Origin of the sequence: Actinomadura sp. B10D3, from assembly GCF_039871695.1 — a bacterium.
In the GTDB taxonomy this organism is placed as follows: domain Bacteria; phylum Actinomycetota; class Actinomycetes; order Streptosporangiales; family Streptosporangiaceae; genus Spirillospora; species Spirillospora madurae.
In genome coordinates this window covers 67,603-94,346 of the sequence record NZ_JBDPLY010000022.1, presented here as the reverse complement: position 1 = coordinate 94,346, position 26,744 = coordinate 67,603, and the positions used below count along the sequence as shown (strand labels likewise).

Below are 26,744 nucleotides of genomic sequence, written 5' to 3'. Positions count from 1 at the left end.
GTGGACCTCTCCCAGGGCGTTTCGGCGGGACCGATCAGTAGTCGAGCGGGGCGGTGCCCGGGTCGGCGCGGGACATCAGCTCCCGTACCGCCTCCCGGCCGCCCGAGCCGTTGGTGAGCACGACCGCGCCGGTGCCCGCGCCGAGCCGCAGCACGGTGAGGCCGTGGTAGCCGACCGGTTCGCCGCCGTGCCCGAACTGCGGGTCGGCGCCGGTGGGATCCACGACGGTGCCGAGGCCGTAGAACGCGCCTTCGTGCTGGACCGTGAGCATCTCCCGGGCGGTCTCCGGCGACAGCGGCGCCAGCGGCCGGCCGAGATGGGAGCGGCGGATCTCCAGCGCGAGCCGGGCCAGGTCGGCCGCCGTCGTCCACAGCCCGGCGGCCGCCGCGTCCGGGCGGACCAGCCAGCCGCCGTCGACGGGCTCTCCGGCCGCGCCGTGTCCGCGGGCGGCCCGGCGTCCCGGCTCCTCGGGGAACGAGTGCTCGAAGCCGCTCCCGGTCATGCCGACCGGTTCCAGCACGAGCTCGCGCATCAGGTCCGGGAACGGCCGTCCGGTCACGTCGGTCATGACCTGCTGCAGCACCGAGTAGTGCACGTTGGCCTTGCGGAAGACCGCTCCCGGCTCCGCGTCCACCGTCACCGGCGGGTTGGCCGCGGGCGGCCGCCCGTTCAGCACGTCCAGGAGGGTGGGGACCGGCCCCCCGCGCGGGTACCCCTTGCCGGGGTTGGGCGCGAGCCCCGACAGGTGCGCGAGAAGATGCCGGACGGTGACGCGCGCGCCGCCGGGCAACCGCCAGCCGGTGAGGTAGGCCGCGACGTCCTCGTCGAGGTCCAGCACGCCCTGGTCGACCAGCCGCAGCGCGCCGAACGCCGTGACGTGCTTGCTCATCGAGCCGCCCTGGAAGCAGGCGTCCGCGGTGACGGGGTCGTTCCCGCCCGCCGCGAGGACGCCGCGCGTCTCCAGGGCGACCAGTTCGCCGTTCTGGAGGATCGCGGCGCTCAGACCCGGCACGTTGCCCGGCAGCGGCCCCCGCTCCACCGCGGCGGGTGCCGGTGCCGCCCGCCGGGACCCGTGCCGGGGCTCGGGCTCGGGCCTCGGCAGGGCGTCGATCGCGGCGGCCAGTTCGCGCAGGGTCTCGTGCTGGTAGAACATCAGCAGCGTCACCGGCAGCCCGGCCTGCACCGCCTCCAGCACGACCTGGATCAGCAGGATCGAGTGCCCGCCGAGGTCGAAGAACCCGTCGTCGCGGCCGACCCGCTCCACCTTGAGCGCGCCGGCCCAGATCTCCGCCAGGCGCCGCTCCGTCGCCGTCGCCGGCTCGACGTGCGGCCGGTCCGGCCGCGCCTCGGCCGGCGGCAGGGCCGCCCGGTCGAGCTTGCCGTTGGCGTTCAGCGGCAGGGCGTCCAGCGGCACGATGACCGCGGGGGCCATGGGGGCGGGGAGTTCGGCCGCGCAGTACGCGGCGAGGTCCGCTCCGCCGGCGGGGTCCGCGTCGCCGCCGGTGACCACGTAGGCCACCAGCCGGGCGTCGCCCGCCCCGGTCCGGTCGGCGACCACGGCGGCCTCCCGGACGGCGGGATGGGCGGTCAGCAGCGCGGCGACCGCGCCGGGCTCGACCCGGTGGCCGCGGATCTTGACCTGGTGGTCGAGCCGGCCGAGGAACTCGGCGGCGCCGTCCGGACGGAGCCGCACCAGGTCGCCGGTCCGGTAGAGCCGCGAGCCCGCCGGGCCGAACGGGTCGGGCACGAACCGTTCGGCGGTGAGCGCGGGCCGGTCCAGGTAGCCGCGCGCGACGCCCGCGCCGCCGACGAGCAACTCGCCCGCGACACCGATCGGGACCTCCCGCAGGTCTTCGTCGAGCACGTGCGTGCGGACGCCCGGCAGCGGCAGGCCGATCGGCACCACCTCGCCGTCCGCGGGCCCGGCCACCGGGTGGACGGTGGCGCCGACGGAGGTCTCGGTCGGCCCGTACTCGTTCACCAGCCGTCCCGGCCCGACCCGGTCGAGCCACTCCCCGGCGAGCCCGGCGGGCAGCGCCTCGCCCGCGACGACGATCACCTCGGCCAGCCCCGTCGCCTGCTCGGGCGTCAGCTGCCTGGAAAGGATCTCCAGGTGCCCGGGGGTCAGCTTCAGGAAGCCGAACGGAGCGTGCCGCAGGAGCTCCTCCCCCAGCCGCGTCAGCTCGAGGTCCGGCGGCAGCAGCCGCACCTCCCCGCCGGTGAGCAGCGGCGCCCACAGGTTCGGGACGACCAGGTCGAAGGCCACCGAGGAGAAGACCGCGGAGCCGCCCCGCCCGCGCCCGGCCAGCTCCGCCGCGGCCCAGCCGAGGTGATTGGCGAGCCCGCCGTGCGTCACCTGGACGCCCTTGGGCCGTCCGGTCGACCCCGAGGTGTAGATCACGTAGGCCGTCTCGTCCGGGTGCGGGCGGGAGGCCGCCGCCCGGGCGGGGGCGGCGTCGATCCGGTCGACGGCGAGGACCGCGCCCGCGAAGTCCGCGCCGATCGGCCCGGCGAGGGCGTCACTGCTCAGCAGTGCCACCGCGCCCGCGTCGGTGAGCGCCTCGCCCAGCCGTGCGGCGGGATGCGACGGGTCGAGCGGCAGGTAGGCGGCGCCCGCCCGCCAGACGCCGAGCAGGCCCGCGATCAGGTCCGTATCCCGGTCGAGCAGGACGCCCACCACGGTGCCCGGGCCCGCGCCGGCGGTCCGCAGCGCGGCCGCGAAGGCGTCGGCCCGTTCGATGAGGCCGGCGTAGGTGAGGGCGTCGCCGCCGCGGACGACGGCCCGCGCCCCAGGGGTGCGCGCCGCCTGCTCGGCGATCCGCTCGGGCACGCTGAGCGTGCCGTGGTCGGCCACCCGGCCCGTCGCGGCGCGGTGGAGGATCTCGTCCTCACCCTGGGGCAGGTGGATCCGCCGGGCGTCACCGTCCGGATCGGCGGCCATCGCCGCGAGCACGGCCCGGTACATCCCGGCGAGCCGCTCGGCGTTCTCCGGCGAGAGCACCCGCGAGTTGGTGTGGAAGGTGAGCCGGGCCGCCTGCACGGCGACCGTCAGCGGGAACTCGTTGGAGCTGAAGCAGAAGTCGAGCCTGCGGTCGACCGGCCCCTCCTCGGGCTGGTCGAAGTCGATGTAGCTGAAGTAGACGTCGATGAGCCGCTCTCCGCCGGCCAGGTCGTGCTGGATGGCCGACATCGGGAAGTGCCGGTGCTCCCACATCCGGGCCTCGGCCGCGAACACGCCGGTGACCAGGTCGCGCCAGGTCGCCGCGGTGCGGTCCATGACGAACGGGAGGGCGTTGAGGCTCATCCCGGCCACCCGGTCGGCGCCGATCACCTGGGCGCGCGAGTGGCACATCAGGCCCGTGACGAACCTGTGCTCGCGGGTGAGCTGGCTCATGACCTTCAGGTGCGCCGCCAGCAGCACGCTCTTCACCGGCACGCCGGCGCCGTGGGCGAGGTGCTCGATGCCGTCCATCAGGTCGCCGAAACGGACCTGGTGCAGGTGGACCTCGCCCGGTCCGGCCGAGGCCGATCCCCAGCCGTCGGGGAAGGTGAACTTGGCGGCCCCGTCGAGCGCCGCCCGCCAGTACCCGCGGTCGCGGTCGCCGGCGAGCGCCGCCCGCTCGGCGGCGACGAAGTCGGCGAAGCGCACGTCCGGGGCCGTGTAGGGCTCCGGCTCGCGGCCGTCGCGGTAGGCGCGGTACAGCTCGAGCGCCTGGACGCGCAGCAGGTAGAAGCTCCAGCCGTCCAGGATGGCGTGGGACTGGGCGAAGGTCAGCTGCCAGCGCCCGCCGGCCAGCCGGTGGACGGTCAGCCGCATCAGCGGTGCGCTCTCGTGGTCCAGCGGCTCACCGGCCTCGGCCTCGACGTGCGCGGCGAGCACCGCGCGCTCGGCGTCCTCGCCGAGGTCGCGGCCGTCCACCACTCGCAGCCTCATCCGCGCCTCCCGGTGGACGAGCTGGAGCGGCTCGGAGTAGCGCTCCAGGTCGATGGAGGTGCGCAGGATCTCGTGCCGGGACACCAGCTCGTCCATCGCCCGGCGCAGGGCGTCCTCGTCGAACGGCTCGGCCGCGGAGAAGCCCACGGTCTTGACGATGTGGTAGTTCGGCTGACCGGTGTTGGAGAGCATCTCCACGAGCATCCCGGCCTGCCCCTGGGTGAGCGGGTAGGCGTCGGCGACGCCGGCGGGGAGCCGGTCGCGGTCGCGGTCGGCGATCAGCTCGAACGGGGCGACCCTGGTCGCGGACTCGTGGATCTCCGCCCGGCCCTCCAGCGCCTGCGCGAGCCCCGCGACGGTCCGCCGGGCGAAGACGTCGGGGACGCCGACGTCCAGCCCCTCCGCCCGCAGGGCGCCGACCAGCGACACCGCGCGGATCGAGTCGCCGCCGAGGTCGAAGAAGCCGTCCTCGACGCCGACGCCGGCGACGCCGAGGACCGCCGACCACACCGACGCGATCCGCTGCTCCAGCGCGGTGCGCGGGGCGACGTAGGCCCGGCGGGCGCGCAGCGCGGCGGCGCCGGGGGCCGGGAGCGCGCGCTTGTCGAGCTTGCCGTTCGGCGTGAGCGGGAGGTCGTCCAGCGCGACGAACACCGCGGGCACCATGTACTCGGGCAGCGTCTCGGCGAGCCGGTCCCGCAGGTCGGCGGCGTCGGGCCTCTCCTCGCCCGCGGGGACGACGTACCCCACCAGCGCGGGCTCGCCGCGCTCGTCGTCGCGCAGCAGCACCACGGCGTGCTCGACCGCCGGATGGGCGGCCAGCGCCGCCTCGATCTCGCCGAGCTCGACCCGGAAGCCGCGGATCTTGACCTGGTCGTCGATCCGGCCGGCGAACTCCAGCGTGCCGTCGTCCTTGCGGACGGCGGTGTCGCCGCTGCGGTACATCCGCGATCCCGGCGCGCCGAACGGGTCGGGCACGAAGCGCTGCGCGGTGAGGTCCGGGCGGCCGAGGTAGCCGCGGGCCACGCCCGGTCCGGCCACGTGGATCTCGCCGGCGACCCCGTTGGGAACCCGGTTGCCCTCCGCGTCCAGCAGATGGACCCGCAGGTCGCTGAGCGGGCGGCCGACGCCGTTGCCCGCCGCCGGGTCCAGATCGCGCTTGGTGATCCGGTAATAGGTGGTGTGCACGGTCGTCTCGGTGATGCCGTACATGTTGACCAGCGCCGTGCGGGCGAGGCTGCGCCGCTCCACCCACGGCCGCAGCTCGGGGATGTCGAGCCTCTCCCCCGCGAACACGACGGCGCGCAGCGCGAGCGCCCTGATCCGGGGGTCTCCGGCGGCGGCCGCGGCCACCAGCGAGCGGAACGCCGTCGGGGTCTGCGACAGCACGGTGACCTCCTCGTCGACCAGCAGGTCGAGGAAGTCCTCCGGCGAGCGGGCCACGTCCGCCGGCACCAGCACCAGCCGGGCGCCGTGCAGCAGCGCCGCCCACATCTCGAACACCGACACGTCGAAGGCGTAGGAGTGGGACATGCTGACCACGTCGGAGTCGTCGAAGGCGTAGTGCTCCTGGGCCGTCGTCATGAGCCGGACGACGTTGGCGTGCGTGACGGCGACCCCCTTCGGGCGGCCCGTCGACCCGGAGGTGTAGATGGTGTATGCCAGGTTGCCGGGCACGGCCGCGGTCCCGGCGGCGACGGGCCCGTCCTGGTCGGCAGGGTCGGCGGAGCCGGCCGAGGCCGCCGGGCCGCCGAGGACCACGAGCCGCCCCCCGTGGATCGCCTGCGCGAGGCCCGTCCGCGCTTCGTCGGTGACCAGCAGGTCCACGCCCGCGTCCGCGACGATGTACCGGAGCCGGTCGGCCGGGTTGGCGGGGTCGAGCGGAAGGTAGCCGGCGCCGGATCTGAGCACGCCGAGCAGCGCCGGCAGCAGGTCGGCCCCGCGGCCGAGGCACACGCCGACGAGCCGTTCCGGCCCCGCGCCGAGGGATCGCAGGCGGCGGGCGAGCCGGTCGGCGCGCGCGTCCACCTCGGCGTAGGTCAGCGTGACGCCGCCCGCGGTGACCGCCGGCGCGTCCGGGGTGCGCGCCGCCTGCTCGGCGAACAGCTCGTGCAGGCATCCCGCGACGGCGCCCTCGGGCGCGCCCTCCGCGATGTCCTCGGCGGCCCGCTCCGGCAGGTACATGGCGCGGGCGTCGCCGTCCACCCCGGCCGCCATGGCCTCCAAGACCGCGCGGTACATCCCGGCGAGCCGCTCGGCGGCGGCATGGCCGATCGCCCCGGTGTGCGTGCTCAGGTAGAGGCGGTCGCCGCGGTTGTGCACGGTCAGCCCGATGCCCGGCTCGACCGGGGCGTTGCTGATCCGGCGGCCGGTGTCGACGGCGTCGGTGTCGACCTGGTGGAAGTCCAGGTAGTTGAAGTAGACGTTGATGAGCCGGCCGCCGCCCCACTCCCGCTGGATGTCGGGCATCGGGTAGCGCCGGTGCGGCCACAGCTCCACCTCGCGGTCGAAGGTCCGCCGGACCAGGTCGCCCCACGTCCGGGCGCCGCGGTCCACCGCGAACGGGACCGTGTTCAGGTACATGCCGTAGACGCGGTCGGCGCCGAGCTCCTCGGGCCTGGTGTCGCAGACCAGGCCGGTGTGGAACGCCGGTGCGCCGGTGATCTGGCTCATCACCTTCAGATGGGCGGACAGCAGCACCGCCTTCAGCGAGACGCCCGCCGCGGTGGCGAGAGCGCGCAGCCCGTCGCCGAGATCCTCGAACGGCACCTGCGCGTACACCGGTTCCACGTCCGCGGTCCCCGGACCGGCGGCGGGGCCCGCCGCGGCGGTCGCCCAGTCGGCGGGGAGGGCCAGCGGGGCGTACTCGGCGGTGATCCGCCGCCAGTAGCCGCGGTCCTCGGCCGAGTCCAGCGACGCCAGCTCGGCGGCGACCGAGTCGGCGAAGCGCACGCCGGGCGCCTCGAAGGGCTCCGGTTCGAGACCGTCCCTGATCCGGTGGTAGACCTCCAGCAGCTCCATCAGCAGCAGGTGGTAGCTCCACCCCTCGGTGATCACGTGCGCCTGGGTGAAGGTCAGCCACCAGGCCTCGTCGCTCTCCTGGTGGGCGAACATCCGGATCAGCGGGGCGGTCTCCAGGTCGAACGCGTCGGCCCGTTCGGCGGCGACGAACTCGCGCAGGATCCGCTCGCCCGCCGCACCGGTCACGTCGGGCACGCCGCGCAGGTCCTGGACGCCGACCCGGATGCCCGCCGCGTCGCGCGGGTCGTGGACGAGCTGCATCGGCACCGAGTAGCCCGTCAGGTGGATCGACGTGCGCAGGATGTCGTGCCGGGCGGCGAGCGTGCGGGCCGCCGCCGCGAGGGCGTCCGCGTCCACCGGCCGCTCGTCGCGGATCCGGAAGGTGTTGATGATGTGGTAGGCCCGGTGCCCGTCGTCGGCGAGCATCTCGACCAGCATGCCGATCTGGTTGCGGGTCAGCGGGTAGGCGTCGGCGACGCCGTCCGGGAGCGCGGCGCGGTCCTGCTCGGAGATCAGCTGGAACGGCGCGACCGCCGCCCGCTCGTCCCCGGTGAGCCGGTCCCGGCCCCGCAGCGCCTCGCACAGCCTGGCGACCGTCCGGTACTCGAAGACGTCGCGTACGGCGACGTCCAGTCCCTCGGCGCGCAGCGCGCCCACCAGCGCCACCGCGCGGATCGAGTCGCCGCCGAGGTCGAAGAAGCCGTCGTCGACACCGACCCGGTCGGCGTCCAGGGCGCGCCGCCAGGCGTCGGCCACGCGGCGCTCCAGCCCGGTGCGCGGCGCCACGTGCTCGCCGCGGGCGAAGTCGCCCTCCCCGGGCGCGGGCAGGGCGCGCCGGTCGAGCTTGCCGTTGGGGGTCAGCGGCAGCCGGTCCATCGCCACGAACGCGGCGGGGACCATGTAGTCCGGCAGGGTGCGGGCCAGCTCCGAGCGCAGCCCGGCCGGATCGGGGCCCGCGCCCTCCTCCGCGACCAGGTAGGCGATCAGGCGCTCGTCGCGCACGACCACCACGCACTGCCTCACCCGCGGGTCGGCCGCGAGCGCCGCCTCGATCTCGCCGAGCTCGATCCGGTGGCCGCGGACCTTCACCTGGTCGTCCAGCCGGCCCAGGAAGTCGAGCGACCCGTCCGGCAGCCGGCGCGCCAGGTCGCCGGTGCGGTACAGGCGCGCTCCGGCGGGGCCGTACGGGTCGGGGACGAACGACGCGGCGGTGAGGTCCGGACGGTCCAGGTAGCCGCGCCCCACCCCGGCGCCGCCGACGTGCAGCTCGCCGGGCACGCCGGCCGGGACGGGCTGCAGCCATTCGTCCAGCACGTACAGCCGGGTGTTGCGGACCGCGCGGCCGATCGGCACCCGCACCTCGGCGGACGTGTCGTCCTCGGCCGTGATGACGGCGTGCGTGACGTCGTCGGAGCACTCGGTGGGCCCGTAGGCGTTCATCACCGGAACGCCGCGGTAGCGGGCGGACCACCGCGCGCACAGCTCCGGCGGCAGCGCCTCGCCCGTCACGACCAGCCACCGCAGGTCCGGCAGCGCGGGGGCCGGGGCCCCGGCGTCCCAGGTGTCCAGGGCCGCGCGCAGCAGCGACGGGACGACTTCGAGGACGGTGACGCGGTCGTCCGCGACCAGCCCGAACAGGCGCTCCGGATCGAGCGCGGTCGCCGCGTCCACCACCCTGACCCGGCCACCCGTGACCAGGGGGGCGAGCATCTGCCACACCGAGATATCGAAGGCGGGCGAGGCGTTCAGCACGACGGTGTCGGCGGCGGTCAGCCCGAGGTCCTCGATCTTGGCGAGCAGGTGGTTGCCCATCCCGCGCCGGTGCACCATCGCGCCCTTCGGCCTCCCGGTGGATCCCGAGGTGTAGATGACGTAGCCGAGATGGGCGCCGTCGGCGACCGGGACGGGGGCATCCGCGGCCGGGCGCGGCCACTGGTCCGGCTCGTCCAGCAGGACCACGGTCCGCCCGTCGCGCGGCGCGGCCGCGGCGAGAAGGTCACCGCGAGTGAGCAGCAGTTCCAGACCTGCGTCGGCCGCGATGCCCGCGAGGCGCTCCGGCGGCAGCTCCGGGTCGAGCGGCAGGTAGGCGCCGCCCGCCTTGAGCACCGCCAGCACCCCCAGGACCAGTTCGGCCGACCGGTCGGCGCAGATGCCGACCAGCGTCTCGGGACCGGCGCCGAGCTCGCGGAGCCGGTGCGCGAGCCGGTCGGCCCGGTCGTTCAGCTCGGCATAGCCGAGCGAGACCCCGGCGGCGTGCACCGCCACGGCGTCGGGGGTCGCGGCGGCGTGCCGCTCGAACTCGGCCGGCGCGCGGATGGCGACGGGCTCGCGGACGGTCGCGGCCCCCTCGTCCTGCGGCGGCTCCGGCTCGTCCGGCCCCAGGTACGCGGCGCGGGCGTCCCCGTCGGCGTCGGCGGCCATCGCCGCCAGCACCGCCCGGTACATCCCGGCCAGCCGCTCGCCGTTCGCGCGGCTCAGCACGCCGGTGTCGGTACTCAGGCTGAGGCGGTCCGGCCGGCAGTGCACGGTCAGGCCGAACTCGGTCCGCGAGTCGCCGAGCCTCAGGTCGGCGCCGCCGGCCTGCCCGCCCGCCTCGTCCGGCGCCGTCCGGGGGAAGTCGAAGTAGTTGAAGACCACGTTCACCAGGCGTCCGCCGCCCCAGGCGCGCTGCATGGCGGGCATCGGGTAGCGCCGGTGCGGCCACAGCTCGGCCTCGCGGTCGAAGACCCGCCGGACCAGCTCGTACCAGGTGCCGGCGGTGCGGTCCATGGCGAACGGCACCGTGTTGAGGTGCATCCCGTACACGCGGTCGGCGCCGAGGACCTCGGGGCGCGCGTCGCAGATCAGCCCGACGTGGAACGCCCTCGCGTCGGTCAGCTGGCTCATCACCTTCACGTGCGCGGCGAGCAGCACGCTCTTGATCGACACGCGCGCCCGCGCGGCGAGGGCGTTGAGCGGTCCCTCCAGCGCGCCCAGCTCCACGCGCACGTCGAAGGGCTCCCCCGGGCCGGTCTCCGGCCCGGGGCCCCAGCCGTCGGGCAGGGCGACGGGCGCGTGACCGTCGACGATCGCCTGCCAGTAGGCACGGTCCTCGCCGGAGTCGAGCGCGGCCAGTTCGGCGGCGATGAAGTCCGCGAACCGCACGGGCGGCGCCTCGTAGGGCGCGGGTTCGCGCCCGTCCCTGACGCGCCGGTAGCAGTCCAGCAGCTCGGCCAGCAGCGCGTTGTGGCTCCAGCCCTCGGTGACCGCGTGCGGGCGGGCGACGGCCAGCCACCAGCCCTCGCCGTCGGCCACGTAGGCGCCGAGGCGCAGCAGCGGCGCCGCGCCGAGGTCGATCGGCTCGTTCCGCGCCGCGGTGAACAGGTCCATCAGCGCGGCCTCGCGCTCGTCCTCGGGCAGGCCGCGCAGGTCGCGGGCGGTCACCGGGACCTCGACGGCCTCATGGACGACCTGCATCGGGACCGAGTACGAGGCGAGGTCGAGGGAGGAGCGCAGCACCTCGTGGCGGTCCACGACGACCTGGGCAGCGGCGCGCAGCGCGTCCTCGTCGAACGGCCGCGGGTCGGGGATCCGGTAGGCGGCGAAGCTCAGGTAGTGGCCCTCGCCGCCCATCATCTCGACGAGCATGCCGACCTGGGCCTGCGACATCGGGTAGGCGTCGCGGACCCCGGCGGGCAGTGCCGCCCGGTCGTCCGGGCCGAGCAGCTCGAACGGTTCGACGGGGCGTTCGGCGCCCGCCGCGGCGCCGCGTCCCGCCGCGGCCTCGGCCAGCCCCGCGACGGTGCGGGACACGAAGAGGTCGCGCACCGAGACGTCGTAGCCCTCGTCGCGCAGGGTGCCCACCACGACGATGGCGCTGATCGAGTCGCCGCCGCTCTCGAAGAAGCCGTCGTGCAGGCCGACGCGGGGTCGGCCGAGCACCTCGGCGAAGACCGCCGCGATGCGTTCCTCGGCCGGCGTGCGCGGCGCGATGACGGCCTCGTCCTCCGGTGCGCCGTCGGGTTCGGGGAGGGCGTGCCGGTCGACCTTGCCGTTGGCGTTCAGCGGGATCGCGGCCAGCTCCACGAACACCGCCGGGACCATGTAGTCCGGCAGGCTCTCCGCGCAATGCCCACGAAGGTCGGCGATGTCTCCTCCTGCGACCACATAGGCCACCAGCCGGTCGTCCCGGGCGACCACCACCGCTTCGGCCACACCCGGATGCTCGGTCACCACCGCCCGGACCTCGCCCGGTTCGATCCGGTGTCCTCGGATCTTCACCTGATCGTCCAGACGGCCCAGGAACTCCACGCTTCCGTCTGGCAGCATCCGCACCAGATCACCGGTCCGGTACAGGCGGGCTCCCGCCGCGAACGGATCCGGGACGAACCGCTCGGCCGTCAGATCCGCGCGCCCCGCGTATCCCCGCGCGACGCCCACACCGCCCACGAAGAGCTCCCCGACCACACCGACCGGAACCAGGCGCATGTCGGCGTCCAGGACGCGCATCGTCATCCCCGGCAGCGGCCGCCCGATCGGCACGACCTCGCCCGCCACATCGCCCTCGACCGGGAACACGCACGTCCCCACCGACGCCTCCGTCGGCCCGTACTCGTTCAGGACCCGGACGTCCGGCGCGAGTTCCCGCCAGGACTCCAGCGTCCGCCGCCCGAACGCCTCGCCCGCGACGACCAGCGTGTCCGTGAGCTCGCGGGCCTGGTCAGCGCCGAGTTGGTGGCAGAGCAGCTCCAGATGGGACGGCGTGAGCTTGATGAACCCGAACGGTCCCTGCTCCGCCAGCCACTTCCCGAGATCGGCGAGGTCGGCGTCCTGCGGGAACAGATGCACCGCCCGACCCGACACCAGCGGCGCCCACAAACTCGGCACCTGCAGATCGAACGCCACCGACGAGAACACCGGCGCACCACCCGCCGCACCACCCGGCAACTCCGACGCCGCCCAACCCACATGATTGACCAGCCCCCGATGCGTCACCTGCACACCCTTCGGCCGCCCCGTCGACCCCGACGTGAACACCACATAGGCGGTGCGGTCGGGATCCGAGCCGCGGTCGGGCCGGGTGGGCGGCATGGCCGCGACCCGCTCGGCCTCCGCGTCCAGGAAGGACGCGTCCACGAGGAGGGAGGCGCCCGCGTCCTCCAGCATCGCGGCGACCCGGTTCGCCGGGTAGGCGGGATCCAGCGGCACGAACGCACCGCCCGCCTTCCACACCGCCAGCAGCGCCACCACCAGGTCGACGCTTCGGCCCAGGAGGACGCCCACCACGGACTCGGGTCCGACGCCGCGTCCGATGAGGTGCCGGGCGAGGCGGTTCGCGCGCTCGTCGACCTCCGCATAGGTGAACGACTCGCCGCCGGACGCCACCGCCGGTGCCTCCGGTGACGCGGCCGCGCGCTCCTCGAACAGCTCCGGCACCGAACGCGCCCCCACCGCCGCGGCGCCCTCGCCGGACGTCAGCAGGCGGTCGAGTTCGTCCGCAGGCAGCAGCTCGGCGTGCGGGTCCCCGTCGAGGCCGCGGGCGACCGACTCCAGGGCGGCCCGGTACATGCCCGCCAGCCGGTCGGCGTCCTCCTGGGCCATGGTGTGCGTGCCGGTGCGCAGCGTGAGGATGCCGCCGAGCACGGTGACGCCGAGCGGGAACTCGGTCGCGCTGGCGTTGATGCCGTTGCCCTCGTCCTCGGCCTGCTCCGATCCGACGCCGTCGAAGTCCATGTAGCTGAAGAACACGTCGGTGATGCGGCCGCCGCCCTGCTCGCGCTGGATCGCGGGAAGCGGGAAGTGCCGGTGCGGCCACAGCTCGGCCTCCCGGTCGAAGACCCGCCGGACGAGGTCGCGCCACGTGCGGGCCGTCCGGTCCATCGGGAACGGCAGCGTGTTCAGCAGCATGCCGAGGATCCGCTCGGCGCCGGCCGCCTCGGGCCGCACGTGCGTGACGAGCCCGGTGTGGAACTCCGCCTCGGGCGTGATCCAGCTCATCACGGCCAGGTGCGCGGCGAGCAGGACGCTCTTGAGCGACACCCCGGCCTCGGCCGCGCGGGCGCGCAGCCGCGGTTCCAGGTCGCGGAACGACAGGCCCGAGCGGACGTCGGCCGGCGGCAGGGCGGGGTCGCCGCGCCACGCCTCGGGCAGGGCGAGCCTGCTCCTCCCGCCGACGATGTCCCGCCAGTAGGCGCGGTCCTCCGCCGAGTCCAGCGCCGCCAGCTCGGCCGCGATCGCGTCGGCGAAGCGCACCTCCGGCCGCGCCTCCGTCTCCGCCTCCGGCCCTGCGTGTCCGGACAGGATCCGCTCGTAGGCGTCCACCAGCTCGCCGAGGAGCAGGTGATAGCTCCACCCGTCCAGGAGGGCGTGGCTCTTGACGAACGTGCAGCGCCAGGTGCCGTCGTCGTGGAGGTGCACGAAGACGCGCAGCAGCGGCCCGTCCGCGGCCTCGCCGAACGCGCGCGCCCGCTCCTGCGCGACGAAGGCGGCCAGCGCCGCCTTCTGCTCCGGCTCGCCGAGCCCGCGCAGGTCGCGCACCTCGCAGGGGATGTCGGCGGCGGGGTGGACGAGCTGCATCGGCGTCGAGTAGCCGTCCAGATGCAGGGACGAGCGCAGGACGTCGTGCCTGCCGGCGACGGCGGCGACGGCCCGCCGGAACGCCTCGGGCGAGAACGGGCCTCCGCTGCGGATGCGGAACGAGGTGACGTCCACGTAGCTGTTGCGGGTGCCGTCGGCGAGCATCTCGACGAGCATCCCGGCCTGGTTCTGCGACAGCGGGTAGGCGTCGACGACGTCCCGCGGCAGCCGGGTGCGGTCGGCGTCGGAGACCAGCTCGAACGGGGCGACGGCGGGCCTCGGTGCGGCCGGTGCGGCACCGTCCCGCCGGGCGAGCCGCGCGCACAGCCCGGCGACGGTCCGGTGCTCCATGACGTCGCGCACCCCGACCTCGAAGCCCTCGGCGCGCAGCGCGGCCGCGAGGACGACGGCGCGGATGGAGTCGCCGCCGAGGTCGAAGAAGGCGTCGTCGACACCGACGCGGCCGACGCCGAGGACGTCGCCCCACAGGGCGGCGACGCGCTCCTCGACCGGCGTGCGCGGCGCGGTGTACGGACGGTCCACGGCGGTGTCGCGATCTGGGGCGGGCAGGGCCCGCTCGTCGAGCTTGCCCGCCGTGGTCAGCGGGATGCGGTCGAGGCTCACGAACGTCCGCGGCACCATGTGCTCGGGCAGCAGGGCGGCGCAGTGCTCGCGCAGTCCGCCGAAGGCGGCGTCGGTGGCGGCGCCGTCGGTCACGACGTAGGCGACGAGGCGGACCGTCTCCGTCCCGTCGGCGCCCGCGACGACGACCGCGTCCCGGACGTCCGGGGCCTCCCGCAGGACGGCGGCGACCTCCCCCGGCTCGACGCGGTGGCCGCGGATCTTCACCTGGCCGTCGCGGCGGCCGAGCACCTCGGCGTCTCCGTCGGAACGCCAGCGGGCGAGGTCGCCGGTGGCGTACAGGCGCCCGCCGGCGCGCCCGAACGGATCGGGGACGAACCGTTCCGCGGTCATGGCGGGATCGCCGGAGTAGCCGCGCGCGAGGCCCGCGCCGCCCACGTACAGCTCCCCGACGACGCCGACGGGAACGGGTTCCATCAGCTCGTCCAGGACGTAGAGGGTCGTGCCCGGGATCGGGCGTCCGACGGGCACGACGCCCTCGGGACGCGGATCCTCGACGGTGAACGCGGCATCGGCGACGGTGGCCTCGGTCGGCCCGTACTCGTTCACGACCCGTCCGCCGCCGAGTCGCCGCGACCACAGCCCGGCGACCGGGCCGTGCAGCGGCTCGCCGCCGGCCACCAGCGTCCCGGCGAGCCCGGCGGCACGGTCGGGGCCGAGCTGGTGGGCGAGCATCTCCAGGTGGGACGGGGTCAGCTTGACGAAGTCGAACGGGCCGTTCGCGGCCAGCCAGTCGCCGAGGTCGGCGAGGTCGCCGTCCTGCGGGAACATGTGGACCGGCCGTCCGGCGACGAGCGGCGCGTACAGCATCGTGACGGCCAGGTCGAAGGCCACCGAGGAGAACAGCGGCGCCCCGCCCGCCCCTCCGGCATGCCCGCCCTCTCCGGGGTCGGCGATGTACTCGGCGGCCGCCCAGTCCAGGTAGCCCGCGAGGCCGCGGTGGGTGACCCGCACCCCCTTCGGCCGGCCGGTCGACCCCGAGGTGTAGATCACGTAGGCGGTGGAGTCGGGATCCCGCACGACGGGTCCGGGCGCCGTGCTCTCCCGCGCCGCCTCGGCCGCCCTCAGCCGGGTGCCGTCGAAGGCCCCTTCGAGCAGTCCCTCGTACGCCTCTTCGGTCAGCACGACCCGCGCGCCGGAGTCGGCCAGCACGTGGTGGAGCCGCCCGGGCGGGTCGGACGGGTCCATCGGCGCGTAGGCCGCGCCGGCCCGCCACACGCCGAGCATGCTCGCCGGCAGGTCGGGGCCGCGTCCGAGGAGCACGCCGACGACCGTCTCGGGGCCCGCGCCGAGGCCGCGCAGCCGGCCGGCGATCCGCCCGGCCCGGTCCCACAGCTCGGCGTAGGTGACGGTGCCGGCCGCGCCCGTCACGGCGACCGCGTGCGGCGTCCGGGCGGCCCGTTCCCCGATCATGGCGCAGGCGTCGGCTGCGGCCGCGGCCGCCGGGCCCGCCGCCCACTCCCGCAGGGTGCGGTCGCGCTCGCCGGGCGGCAGCAGGATCTCCCGGGCGTCGCCGTCCGGGCCGGCGGCCATCGCCTCCAGCACGGCCCGGAACATCGCGCCGAGGCGGTCGGTGTCCTCGAGCGTGAGGTGGTGCGAGTCGGCGGTGAGGATGACGTGCCCCACCCGTGAGGAGATGGTGAGCGGGAACTCGGTCGGCGCGTCGTCGCTGCCCGCGCGGTCGTCCACCAGGGCCGTGTCGACCTGGTGGAAGTCCTGGTAGTTGAAGTAGACGTCGATCAGCCGGCGCCGCCCGCCCGCGCGGCGCTGGATCTCGGGGAACGGGTGGCGGCGGTGCGGCCAGAGCTCGACCTCTCGCTCGAACGTGCGCCGGACCAGCTCCCGCCACGTCCGGGCGCCGCGGTCCACGGGGAACGGCAGCGTGTTGAGGTACATGCCGTAGACGCGGTCCGCGCCGAGGATCTCGGGGCGGGCGTCGCAGACGAGCCCGACGTGGAAGGCGGGTTCCTCGGTGAGCTGGCTCATCACCTTCGTGTAGGCGGCGACGAGGACGCTCTTCAGCGACGCCCCCGCGTCGGTGGCGAGCGCGCGGAGGCCGTCCTCGAGATCGTGCCAGGGGACGCCGACCAGGTGCTTCTCGCTCGGCTTGGGGCCGGGTCCGTCGGGCGCGGGCCGCTCGCCGGACCAGGCGGCGGGCAGGGTGAACCTGGCGTGGCCGCCGACGACGCCGTCCCAGTACTCCCGGTCCTCGGCGGACTCCAGGGAGGCGCGCTCGGCGGCGATGAAGTCGGCGAAGCGGACCGCGGGCGCCTCGTACGGTTCCGGGTCGCGCCCGTCGCGGATCGCCCGGTAGCAGTCGAGCAGCTCCATCAGCAGGGAGTGGTGGCTCCAGCCTTCGAGGATGGGGTGGCATTCGGTCACCGCCATCCAGAATCCGCCGTCGCCGGTCAGATGCGCGTGGAAGCGCATCAGCGCCGGCGTGCCGAGGTCGAACAGCGCGGCGCGCTCCCTGGCGGAGAACTCCGCCAGGGCCCGGTCGGCCTCCTCGCCGGTGAGCGCGGTGAGGTCGTGCACGCCCATCGGCAGCTCGGCGGCGGCGTGCACGAGCTGCATCGGCACCGAGTAGCCGGTGAGGTGGATCGAGGTGCGCAGCGCCTCGTGCCGGGCGACGACGAGCTCGCCCGCGGCGCGGAAGGCCGCCTCGTCGAACGGCGCGCCGTCATTGATCCGGAAGAGGGTCACGTTGTGGTAGGCGTTGCGGCCGTCCTCGGCGAGCATCTCGACGAGCATGCCGATCTGGTTCTGCGACAGCGGGTAGGCGTCGGCGACCCCGTCCGGCAGCGCGGCCCGGTCGCGGTCGGAGATCAGCTCGAACGGCCGGACCAGCGCGGTGTCCGCGGCGGGCAGCGCGGGGCGGCCCCCGGCGAGTTCGGCCAGCGCGGCCACCGTGCGATGCGCGAAGACGTCGCGGACCGAGACGTCCAGCCCGCGGGCGCGCAGCTCGCCGACCAGCGCGACCGCGCTGATCGAGTCGCCGCCCAGCTCGAAGAACCCGTCCAGGATTCCGACCCGCTCGACGCCGAGGACGTCCGCCCACACGGCCGCGACCTGCGCCTCGCCGGGCGTGCGCGGGGCGGCGTAGGCGCCGCGGGCCCGGACCGCCGCGTCGCCCGGGTCGGGCAGCGCCCGCTTGTCGAGCTTGCCGTTGGGCGTCAGCGGGATCCGGGCGAGCGGCACGTACACCGCGGGGATCATGTAGTCGGGCAGCGTGCGGGCCAGCAGCGCGCGCAGTCCGGGCGCGTCCGGCGGTCCGTCCGGTGCGCCCTCGGCCGGGACGAGGTAGCCGACCAGCCGCTCGTCGCGGACGACCACGACGGCCTGCCGCACCGCGGGATGCGCGGTCAGCGCCGCCTCGATCTCGCCGGGCTCGACCCGGTAGCCGCGCACCTTCACCTGGTCGTCGGCGCGTCCCAGGAACTCCAGGCCGCCGTCGGGGGTGCGGCGCGCGAGGTCGCCGCTGCGGTACATCCGCGATCCCGGCGGGCCGAACGGATCGGGCACGAACCGCTCGGCCGTCAGGTCGGGCCGGTTCAGGTAGCCGCGGGCGACGCCGGGCCCGGCCACGTGGATCTCCCCGGGGACGCCGACCGGGACCGGGTGGCCGTGCGGGTCGAGGAGGCGGATCGCCAGGTCGGCGAGGGGCCTCCCGATCCGGTTGCCGGCCGCGGGGTCCAGGTCCGCTCCGGTCAGCCGGTGGTAGGTCGAGTGGACGGTCGTCTCGGTGATCCCGTACATGTTGACCAGGGCCGGGGCGTCCAGGCCGCGCCGGTCGGCCCAGGGCCGCAGTTCGGCGGTCTCCAGCTTCTCGCCCGCGAACACCACGGCGCGCAGCGCGAGCCGCTCCACGCGCTCGTCGCCGTCGGCCGCGGCGGCGACCAGCCCGCGGAACGCGGTCGGCGTCTGGCTGAGGACGGTCACGCGCTCGTCCGCCAGCAGGTCGAGGAAGTCCTCCGGCGAGCGGGTGACCTCGCGGGGCACCACCACCAGCGTCCCGCCGAACAGCAGCGCGCCCCACATCTCGAACACCGACACGTCGAAGGCGTAGGAGTGGAACAGCGACCACACGTCCGCGGCGCCGAACCCGTAGTGCTCGTGGGCGGTCGTCATCAACCGCACGACGTTGGCGTGCGTGAGCGCCACGCCCTTGGGCCGGCCGGTGGACCCGGAGGTGTAGATCACGTAGATGGCGTTGTCCGGGACGGAGCGGTTCGCCGGGTCGCCGTCCGGCGCGTCCGCCTCGTCGCGGCCGACCACGACGGTGGTGCCGCCGTGCACCTCGCCGACCAGGTCCAGCAGCTCGGGCCGGGTCACGATGACCGCCACCCCCGCGTCGGCCGCCACGTGGGCGAGCCGCTCGGCGGGGTTGACCGGGTCGAGCGGCACGTAGCCCGCGCCCGACTTCAGCACGCCGAGCAGGGTCGGGATGAGCTCGGGGCCGCGCTCCAGGCAGACGCCGACCAGCGACTCGGGGCCCATGCCGAGCGAGCGCAGATGGTGGGCGAGCCGGTTGGCGCGGGCGTTGACCTGCGCGTAGGTCAGCCTCTCGGCCCCGGCGACCACGGCGATCGCGTCCGGCGCCGCGGCGGCGCGCTCCTCGAAGAGCTCGTGGACGCAGCGCTCGACCGGCGGGCGGGCGGCCGGGCCGGCGAGGACGGCGGCCCGTTCGGTGCCGTCGAGCATCTCCAGCCGGGACACGGGCGTCGCCGGTTCGGCGAGCGCCGCCTCCAGCAGGGCGCGGAAGTGCGCGGACATCCGCTGCACCGTGGACGCCTCGAACAGCGCCGAGGCGTAGCGCATCCGTGCGGAGAAGCCGCCGCCGGCGTGTTCCTGGATCTGCAGTTCGAGGTCGCACTTGGCCGGTCCGGAGCCGGAGCCGAACTCCTCCACCCGCACGCCCGGCAGGTCGACGCCCTCGTTGCGCTCGCCGTGCAGGGTGAAGGCGACCTGGTACAGCGGGGTGCGCGACATGTCGCGCTCGGGCTGCAGCTCGTCCACCAGGCGGGCGAACGGCACCTCCTGGTGGTCGTAGGCGTCCAGCACCATGGCGCGCCCCCGGTCCAGCAGGTCGGCGAAGGCGGGGTCACCCGTCCAGGCCGCCCGCATCACCAGGCTGTTGATGCCGTAGCCGATGAGGCCCTGTAGCTCGGGCCGCGTCCGGCCGGACACGACGGTGCCCACGGGGACGTCCTGCCGCCCGGTGTAGCGGGCGAGCAGCACCTGGAACGCGGTGAGGAAGACGACGAACGGCGTGGTGTCGTGGCGCGCCGCCAGGTCCCGCACCCGCTCCCCCAGCCCGGCGGGGAGGTCGAACGGGACCTCGGCGCCGGCGTGGTCGCGGACGGCGGGCCGCGGGCGGTCCGTGGGCAGGTCGAGCGGCGCGATCCCGGCGAGGCGTTCGCGCCAGTGCGCCAGCCGGTCCTCCAGGGCGTCGCCCGCCAGTTCCCGGCGCTGCCAGGCGGCGAAGTCCGCGTACTGCACGGGCAGCGGCGGCAGCGGCGCGGGGCCGTCCGCCGCGAAGGCCCGGTAGAGGGCCGCGAGCTCGCTGCCGAACACCGTGCAGGACCAGGCGTCGCAGGCGATGTGGTGGAACACCACGACGAGGACGTGGTCGTCCTCGGACAGCCTCACCAGCGTCCCGCGGACCGGCCACTGGCGTTCGAGGTCGAACGGGGTCGCGGTCTCGCGGGCGAGGAACCCGTCCGCCCGTTCCTCGCGCTCGCCCGCGGGGTGGCCGCTCAGGTCGGCCTCCCGCAGCGGCGGCAGGTCGCGGGGCTCGTCGATGATCTGGACGGGCGCGCCGCCGGACATCGCGTAGCGGGTGCGGAGGATCTCATGCCGGACGATCAGCTCCCGCCAGGCGCGTTCCAGCGGCTCCCGCTCGATCGGGCCGCGCATCCGCAGCACCAGCGGCACGAGGTACTCGGCGCTGTCGGGTTCCAGCCGGTGCAGGAACCACATCTGCTGCTGCCCGTAGGACAGCGGAAGGGGACGGGCCCGGTCGGCGCGGCCGATCCCCGCGGTGCGCCGCCCGGTGCGACCGCCGCCCCGGAGGCGGCGGCGGAGCAGGTCTTCGCGCAGCGCCGCGGCGTCGCGCACGTTCTCGTCGATGCTCATCGGTCCTGGCCCTCCAGGGGAAGCGAACCGGCCAGCAGCTCGGCGTCCGACAGCCGGTCGATCTCCGCGCGGACGCGGGCCTCGACCTCCAGCGCCAGCGCCGCGATGGTCGGGTTCTCGAAGACGGTCCGCACCTGCAGATCGATGTCGAAGGCCTCCTGGATCTCCGCGATCACCCGGATGGCGACGATGGAGTTCCCGCCGGCCTGGAAGAAGTTGGCGTGCACGCTCACGGTGGTGCCGAGCAGCCCGGTCCAGATCTCCGCGATGCGCTCCTCGACGACGGTGCGGGGCCCGGCGTCCTCGTCGCCGGGTCCGGTGTCGGGTTCGGGGAGGGCGTGCCGGTCGACCTTGCCGTTGGCGTTCAGCGGGATAGCGGCCAGCTCCACGAACACCGCCGGGACCATGTAGTCCGGCAGGCTCTCCGCGCAATGCCCACGTAGGCCGGCGATGTCGCCCGCCGCGACCACATAGGCCACCAGCCGGCCGTCCCGGGCGACCACCACCGCCTCGGCCACACCCGGATGCGCCGCCACCACCGCCCGGACCTCACCCGGCTCGACCCGGTACCCCCGGATCTTCACCTGATCGTCCACACGGCCCACGAACTCCACCGTTCCGTCCGGCGACACCCGCACCAGGTCACCCGTCCGATACAGCCGCGCGCCGACCCTGAACGGATCCGGCACAAACCGCTCCGCCGTCAACTCCGCGCGCCCCACATAACCCCGCGCCACGCCCACACCACCCACGAACAACTCACCGACGACACCCACCGGGACGAGGCGCATGTCGGCGTCCAAAACGCGCATCGTCATCCCCGGCAGCGGCCGCCCGATCGGGACCACCTCGCCCGCCACATCACCCTCGACCGGGAACACGCACGTCCCCACCGACGCCTCCGTCGGCCCGTACTCGTTCAGGACCCGGCCCTGCGCGGCCTCCCGCGCGAGCGGAACGGCCAGTGCCGCCGGCAGCGCCTCACCGGCGACCACGAACGTCTCCGCGAGGGCGGCGACCTCGTCCATCGGGAGCTGCCCCGCGACGATCTCCAGGTGGGACGGGGTCAGCTTGACGAAGCCGAAGGGCCCCTCCGACGCCAGCCACTTCCCGAGATCGGCGAGGTCGGCGTCCTGCGGGAACAGATGCACCGCCCGACCCGACACCAGCGGCGCCCACAAGCTCGGCACCTGCAGATCGAACGCCACCGACGAGAACACCGGCGCACCACCCGCCGCACCACCCGGCAACTCCGACGCCGCCCAACCCACATGATTGACCAGCCCCCGATGCGTCACCTGCACACCCTTCGGCCGCCCCGTCGACCCCGACGTGAACACCACATAGGCGGTGCGGTCCGGGTCACGGGGCACGTCCGGGCGGGTGACGGGCATCCGCGCGATCTCGTCGGAGTCGGCGTTGAGCACCGCCGCGGTCAGGGTCAGCACGGCGCCCGCGTCCGCCAGCATCGACGCCGTCCGCTCGTCCGGCGCGGACGGGTCCAGCGGGACGAACGCCGCGCCCGCCTTCCACACCGCCAGCAGCGCGACGACCAGGTCCGCGCCGCGGTCGAGCCACACGCCGACCACCGACTCGGGGCCCACGCCCCATCCGGCCAGGTACCAGGCGAGCCGGTTGGCGCGCTTCTCCACCTCGCCGTAGGCGAGCCGCTCGGTCCCGGCGACCACCGCGACCGCCTGGGGCGACGCGGCCGCCCGCTCCTCGAACAGGTCCAGCACCGACCGCGGGCCCGCGGCGGGCGCGGCGCCCTCGCCCCAAGCCAGCAACCGGCCCCGTTCGTCGGCGGACAGCAGCCCGAGGGCGCCCACCGGAGCGCCGGGGTCGGTCGCGACGGCCTCCAGCAGCAGGCCGAAGTGACCGGCCATCCGCTCGACGGTCTCCCGCTCGAACAGGGACGCGGCGTACTCCAGACCGCCGACCATCGTGCCGTCGGGCTCGCGGCGCATGAACAGGGTCAGGTCCGTCTTGGCGACCCGCCACGCCTCGATGTAGGCGTCCAGGTCGTCCCCGCCGGCCACCGACGCGGTGAGCTCCTCGTCGTGCAGGTCGAACGCCGCCTGGTAGAGGGGCGTGCGGGACAGGTCGCGGTCGGGCGCCAGGTCCTCCACGAGCCGCTCGAACGGCAGTTCCTGGTGTGCGAAGGCGTCCCGGCAGGCGTCCCGGACCCGGACCAGCGCCTCCTCGAAGGCCAGCTCCGGGCCGAGGCCGCACCGCACGACCAGGCTGTTCAGGAAGAACCCGACGACGCCCTCCACCTCGGGGCGGTGCCGGCCGGCCACCGGCGTTCCGACCGGCACGTCCCACTGGCCGGTGTGCCGCGCCAGCAGCACCGCGAACGCGGTGAGCAGCGTCATGAACGGCGTGGCGTCGTGGCGCCGTCCGAGGCGGGTGAGCCCGTCGACGACGTCCTGCCGGACGGTGAACGGCACGAGCGCGCCGCGCGGGTCCCGTACGGGCGGCCGGGCCCGGTCCGTGCGCAGGCCCAGCGGGGCGAGACCGTCCAGGGCGCGGCGCCAGTGGGCCAGCTCGGCCTCGATCACCTCCTCGTCCAGCCGTTCGCGCTGCCAGACCGCGTAGTCGGCGTACTGCACCGGCAGGGGCGGGAGCGCCGCCGTGCCCGTGCCCTCCCGGTCGCCCGCCAGCAGCAGCCCGAACTCGCGCTGGAGGATCGCGGCCGACCAGCCGTCGCAGGCGATGTGGTGCATCGTCAGGACGAGCACCCGCTCGCCGGGGAGGCTCGCCAGCACCGCCCGCACGACCGGTCCGTTCTCCAGGTCGAACCCGCGGCCGAACTCCTCGTCGAGCACGGCCGCGAACCCCTCGCGGGCGACCTCCACCGTGCGCAGTTCCGCGGGGCGCGGCGGGTCGACGAACTGGAGGGGCTCGCCGTCCACGACGCCGTACCTGGTGCGCAGCGCCTCGTGCCGGGCGGCCAGCGCGTCGAGCGCGCGGCGTACGGAGTCCGGCGAGGTTCCGGCGGGGACGGGGAGGAGCAGCGGCGACACCCATTCGAAGGCGCGCGGGTTCATCCGGTCCAGCACCCACAGGCGGCGCTGGCCGGACGACAGCGGCAGCCCGCCCTCGCGCGGCACGGCCACCGGCCCGGCCGCCTGCGCCTCCGCATCGGCGGCCCGCGGTGCCGCGATCAGCCCGGCCTGCTCCTCGACCGTCGCCGCCGCCAGCAGCCCGGGCAGGTGGATCTCCCGGCCCGAGGCCGACCGGAGCCGGTTGGCCAGCCGGGTGAGCTGGAGCGACGTGCCGCCCAGGCGGAAGAAGTCGTCCCGGACGCGCACGCCCTCGACCTTGAGCAGGTCCTCCCAGACGCCGGCGACGAGCCGCTCCTCCCGCGTGCGCGGGGGCGCGTCGGGAGCCCACGGCCTGCCGCCGGCCGCGGCGGGCTCGGGCAGCGCCGCGCGGTCGACCTTCCCGCTGGAGGTGCGCGGGAACGACTCGATCTCGACGAAGACCGCGGGGACGTGCGTGCCCGGCAGCCGCTCGCCCAGGAAGTCCCGCAGGTCGCCGGGGAGGCCGCCGCCGTCGGCGGGCCGCACGTAGCCGGCGAGCCGCAGGCCGAGGCCGCCGGCCTCGTACGGGGCGACCACCGCCTGGGCGACGCCGGAATGGGCCGCCAGCACCGCCTCCACCTCGCCGGGCTCGATGCGGACGCCGTTGACCTTGACCTGGTGGTCGAGGCGGCCGACGAACTCCAGCGTGCCGTCCTCGCGCCAGAAGACCAGGTCGCCGGTGCGGAACAGGCGCGAACCGGGCGGCCCGAGCGGGTCGGGCACGTAGCGCTCGGCGGTCAGGCCGGGGCGGTTCAGGTAGCCCGGCCCCACCCCGACCCCGCCGATGTGCAGTTCGCCGCGCATGCCCGGTGGCACGGGCCGGCCCGCCGCGTCCAGGACGATCACCCGCATGCCGGTGACGGGGCGGCCGATGGCGACCGGCCCCGACGCCTGTGCCGGGTCGTGCCGGTGCGCGGTCGCGTCCACCGAGCACTCGCTCGGCCCGTAGGTGTTGACGATCTCGACCGCCACCCGGTCCAGCAGACGGCGGGCGAGCTCGGCGTGCAGTTGCTCGCCGCCCGACAGCACGAGCCGGAGCGATCCGCAGCCGTCCCAGCCCGGCTCGTCCACCAGGGCGCGCAGCAGCGACGGCACGACCTGGACGACGGTGATCCGGTGCGCGGCGATCTCGCGGATCAGCGCGGCCGGGTCGCGTTCCGCCCCGTCCGGCGCCGCGACCAGCGCGCCACCGGCCACCAGCGGCGCGAAGACTTCGAGCTGGGCGGCGTCGAACGTCATCGCCGTCTTGTGCAGCAGCCGGTCCCGGTTCGAGAACCCGTGGGCACGGGCCAGCCAGGCGACGGCGTTGGCGAACCCGGCGTGGTCGATGACGACGCCCTTCGGCTCCCCGGTCGAGCCGGAGGTGTAGAGCACGTATGCGACGTCGAGTCCCGTCACCTCGACCGGTTCCGCCGGGTGGGGCGCCTCTTCGCCGCCGGAACGCGGCTCTTCCATCAGGAGGGCGCGAGCCCCCGCCTCCCGCGCCGCCTCGCGGCCGCCGGCCGCCGCCGTCGTCAGCACCAGGCCGGCGCCGGTGTCACGGATCATCCAGGCGAGCCTGCCGCGCGGATGCCCGGGGTCGAGGGGCACGTACGCGGCGCCCGCCCGCCACACCCCGAGCAGCGCGACGACCAGGTCGGCACCGCGGTGCAGGCACACGGCCACCCGCGAGCCCCGGCCCGTGCCGAGCGCCCGCAGGCGGCGCGCGAGCCGGTCGCTGCGCGCGTCCAGCTCGGCGTAGGTCAGCTCGCCGTCTCCGGCCACGACGGCGACCGCGTTGGGCGACTCGCCCGCCTTGCGGGCGATGAGGGCGGGAACGGTGACGGCCTCGGCGGGCGGGCTCGGCACGAAGGACATGGTGGCTCCCGGTCGGACGGCGGGCACGGCGGAACGGGCGCCCGGGGTCGGGCGCCGAGCGGACAGGGCTACGGGGCGGCGCGGAAGGGGCGGGCGGTCAGCCCGCGGCCTCCTGTTCCATGCGGCGGCGCAGGCTCAGGGGGCGCATGTCGGTCCAGACGGTGCCGATATGCTCCAGGCACTCCTCGCGGGTGCCCTCGGTTCCCTCGGCCCGCCACCCCGCGGGGAGCTCGCGGTCCGCCCACCAGATCGAGTACTGCTCCTCGTCGTTGAGGACGACGCGGTACGGGCGCGTGTCGGTCTGCTCTTCGGCCATGTGCACGTTCCCTTCACGGATAAAGCTGGGCCGCCGTTTTCCCGGCGGCACTCAGATAGCGGTCCCGGAGCTGTCCCCCGCCATTTCGGGTGTGGTCTCTCCGGGCTCCTTCCACAGATGTGAAACCTCGCCGAAATGCTCGAGGACCCACGCGTCGGAATAGATGCTGTCGAGGTAGCGGTCGCCGCCGTCCGGAAAGATCAGGACGCAGCGCGCCCCGCGCGGGACGGTGCCCGCCAGCTTCTCCAGGGCGGCGACTGCGGCGCCGGACGAGCCGCCCGCCAGCACCGCCTCCCGGCGGACCAGCCGGCGGCAGGCGGCCACGCATTCCAGGTCGGTGACGTGCACGACGTCGTCGGCCGCGGCGGGGTCGGCCAGCGCCGGGCGGACCGAGGCGCCGTGCCCCGGGATGAGGCGGGGCGCGGGGGTGCCGCCGAAGATGGCGCTGCCCACGGCGTCGACGGCCACGACCGTGGTGCCCAGCCCGCGCTCGCGCACGTAGTCGGCGCAACCGCGCAGCGTCCCGAACGTGCTGACCGGGCAGAAGAGGTAGTCGACCCGGCCGTCCAAGGCCTGGTCGATCTCCCGCATGGTCTGCTCGTGCGCGCCCGGGTTCAGCGGGTTGGCGTACTGGTTCGGCCAGTAGGCGTGCGGCAGCGTCTCGGCCAGTTCCCGGACGCGGCGCAACCGCACCGGCAGGAACTCCCCGGTCTCGGGGTCGGGCCGGGTCACGACCTCCACCTCGGCGCCGAGCGCCCGCATCGCGGCGTGGTTGCGGGCGGTGGTCCGGACGTCCACCACGCAGATCAGGCGCAGGCCGTGGTAGAGGCAGACCTGCGCGAGCCCGACGCCGAGGTTGCCCGACGTCGACTCCACGACCACCGACCGGCCGGCCTGCAGCCCGCCGTCGCGGATCCTGTCGCGGAGCATCGCCAGCGCGGTCCGGTCCTTGATGCTCCCGCCCGGGTTGAACCGCTCCATCTTGCCGAACACCCGGATGGGGAGATCCGGAAGAAGCCTTTCCAGCTCGACGAGTGGCGTGTCACCGATGCTCTCGAGCACACCCCTTACGAGCTTTCCCGGCACAGTCTCCCCTTTTCCCCGATGCGCGCCGCCGGGCGGCGCCCGGATTCGGCGTTTCCGGAGCCGTCGCTTCGCCCCGGATGAATCCACTGTCGCGGAGGTGCCAATATTTGGG

The 26,744-nt window shown here is 75.1% G+C and carries 4 protein-coding genes; all 4 read right to left on the bottom strand.

What is annotated here, in order from left to right; all coding sequences use genetic code 11:
* Nucleotides 1–34: 34 nt before the first annotated feature.
* The 4 genes from ABGB11_RS28530 to sbnA all read right to left on the bottom strand — a co-directional run bounded on the left by ABGB11_RS28530 (nt 35) and on the right by sbnA (nt 26,608).
* Nucleotides 35–20,287, bottom strand: a complete 20,253-nt coding sequence (locus ABGB11_RS28530; protein WP_347637644.1) for an amino acid adenylation domain-containing protein — start codon at nt 20,285–20,287, stop codon at nt 35–37.
* Nucleotides 20,284–25,230, bottom strand: a complete 4,947-nt coding sequence (locus ABGB11_RS28525; protein ID WP_347637642.1) for an amino acid adenylation domain-containing protein — start codon at nt 25,228–25,230, stop codon at nt 20,284–20,286. The genes ABGB11_RS28530 and ABGB11_RS28525 overlap by 4 nt, the downstream gene beginning before the upstream one ends.
* 97 nt (nt 25,231–25,327) lie before the next feature.
* The gene (locus ABGB11_RS28520) at nt 25,328–25,546 is read right to left on the bottom strand and encodes an MbtH family NRPS accessory protein (protein ID WP_347637641.1); all 219 of its coding nucleotides are present in this window, start codon (nt 25,544–25,546) and stop codon (nt 25,328–25,330) included.
* A 51-nt stretch (nt 25,547–25,597) separates the two neighbouring features.
* Nucleotides 25,598–26,608, bottom strand: coding sequence for a 2,3-diaminopropionate biosynthesis protein SbnA (gene sbnA, locus ABGB11_RS28515; RefSeq protein WP_347637640.1), 1,011 nt, complete (start codon nt 26,606–26,608; stop codon nt 25,598–25,600).
* Nucleotides 26,609–26,744 lie beyond the last annotated feature (136 nt).

What these genes read in the sequence shown, in the direction of transcription:
- ABGB11_RS28530 (WP_347637644.1), bottom strand. Translation starts at nt 20,287, where the DNA reads ATGAGCATCGACGAGAACGTGCGCGACGCCGCGGCGCTGCGCGAAGAC.
- ABGB11_RS28525 (WP_347637642.1), bottom strand. Translation starts at nt 25,230, where the DNA reads ATGTCCTTCGTGCCGAGCCCGCCCGCCGAGGCCGTCACCGTTCCCGCC.
- ABGB11_RS28520 (WP_347637641.1), bottom strand. Translation starts at nt 25,546, where the DNA reads ATGGCCGAAGAGCAGACCGACACGCGCCCGTACCGCGTCGTCCTCAAC.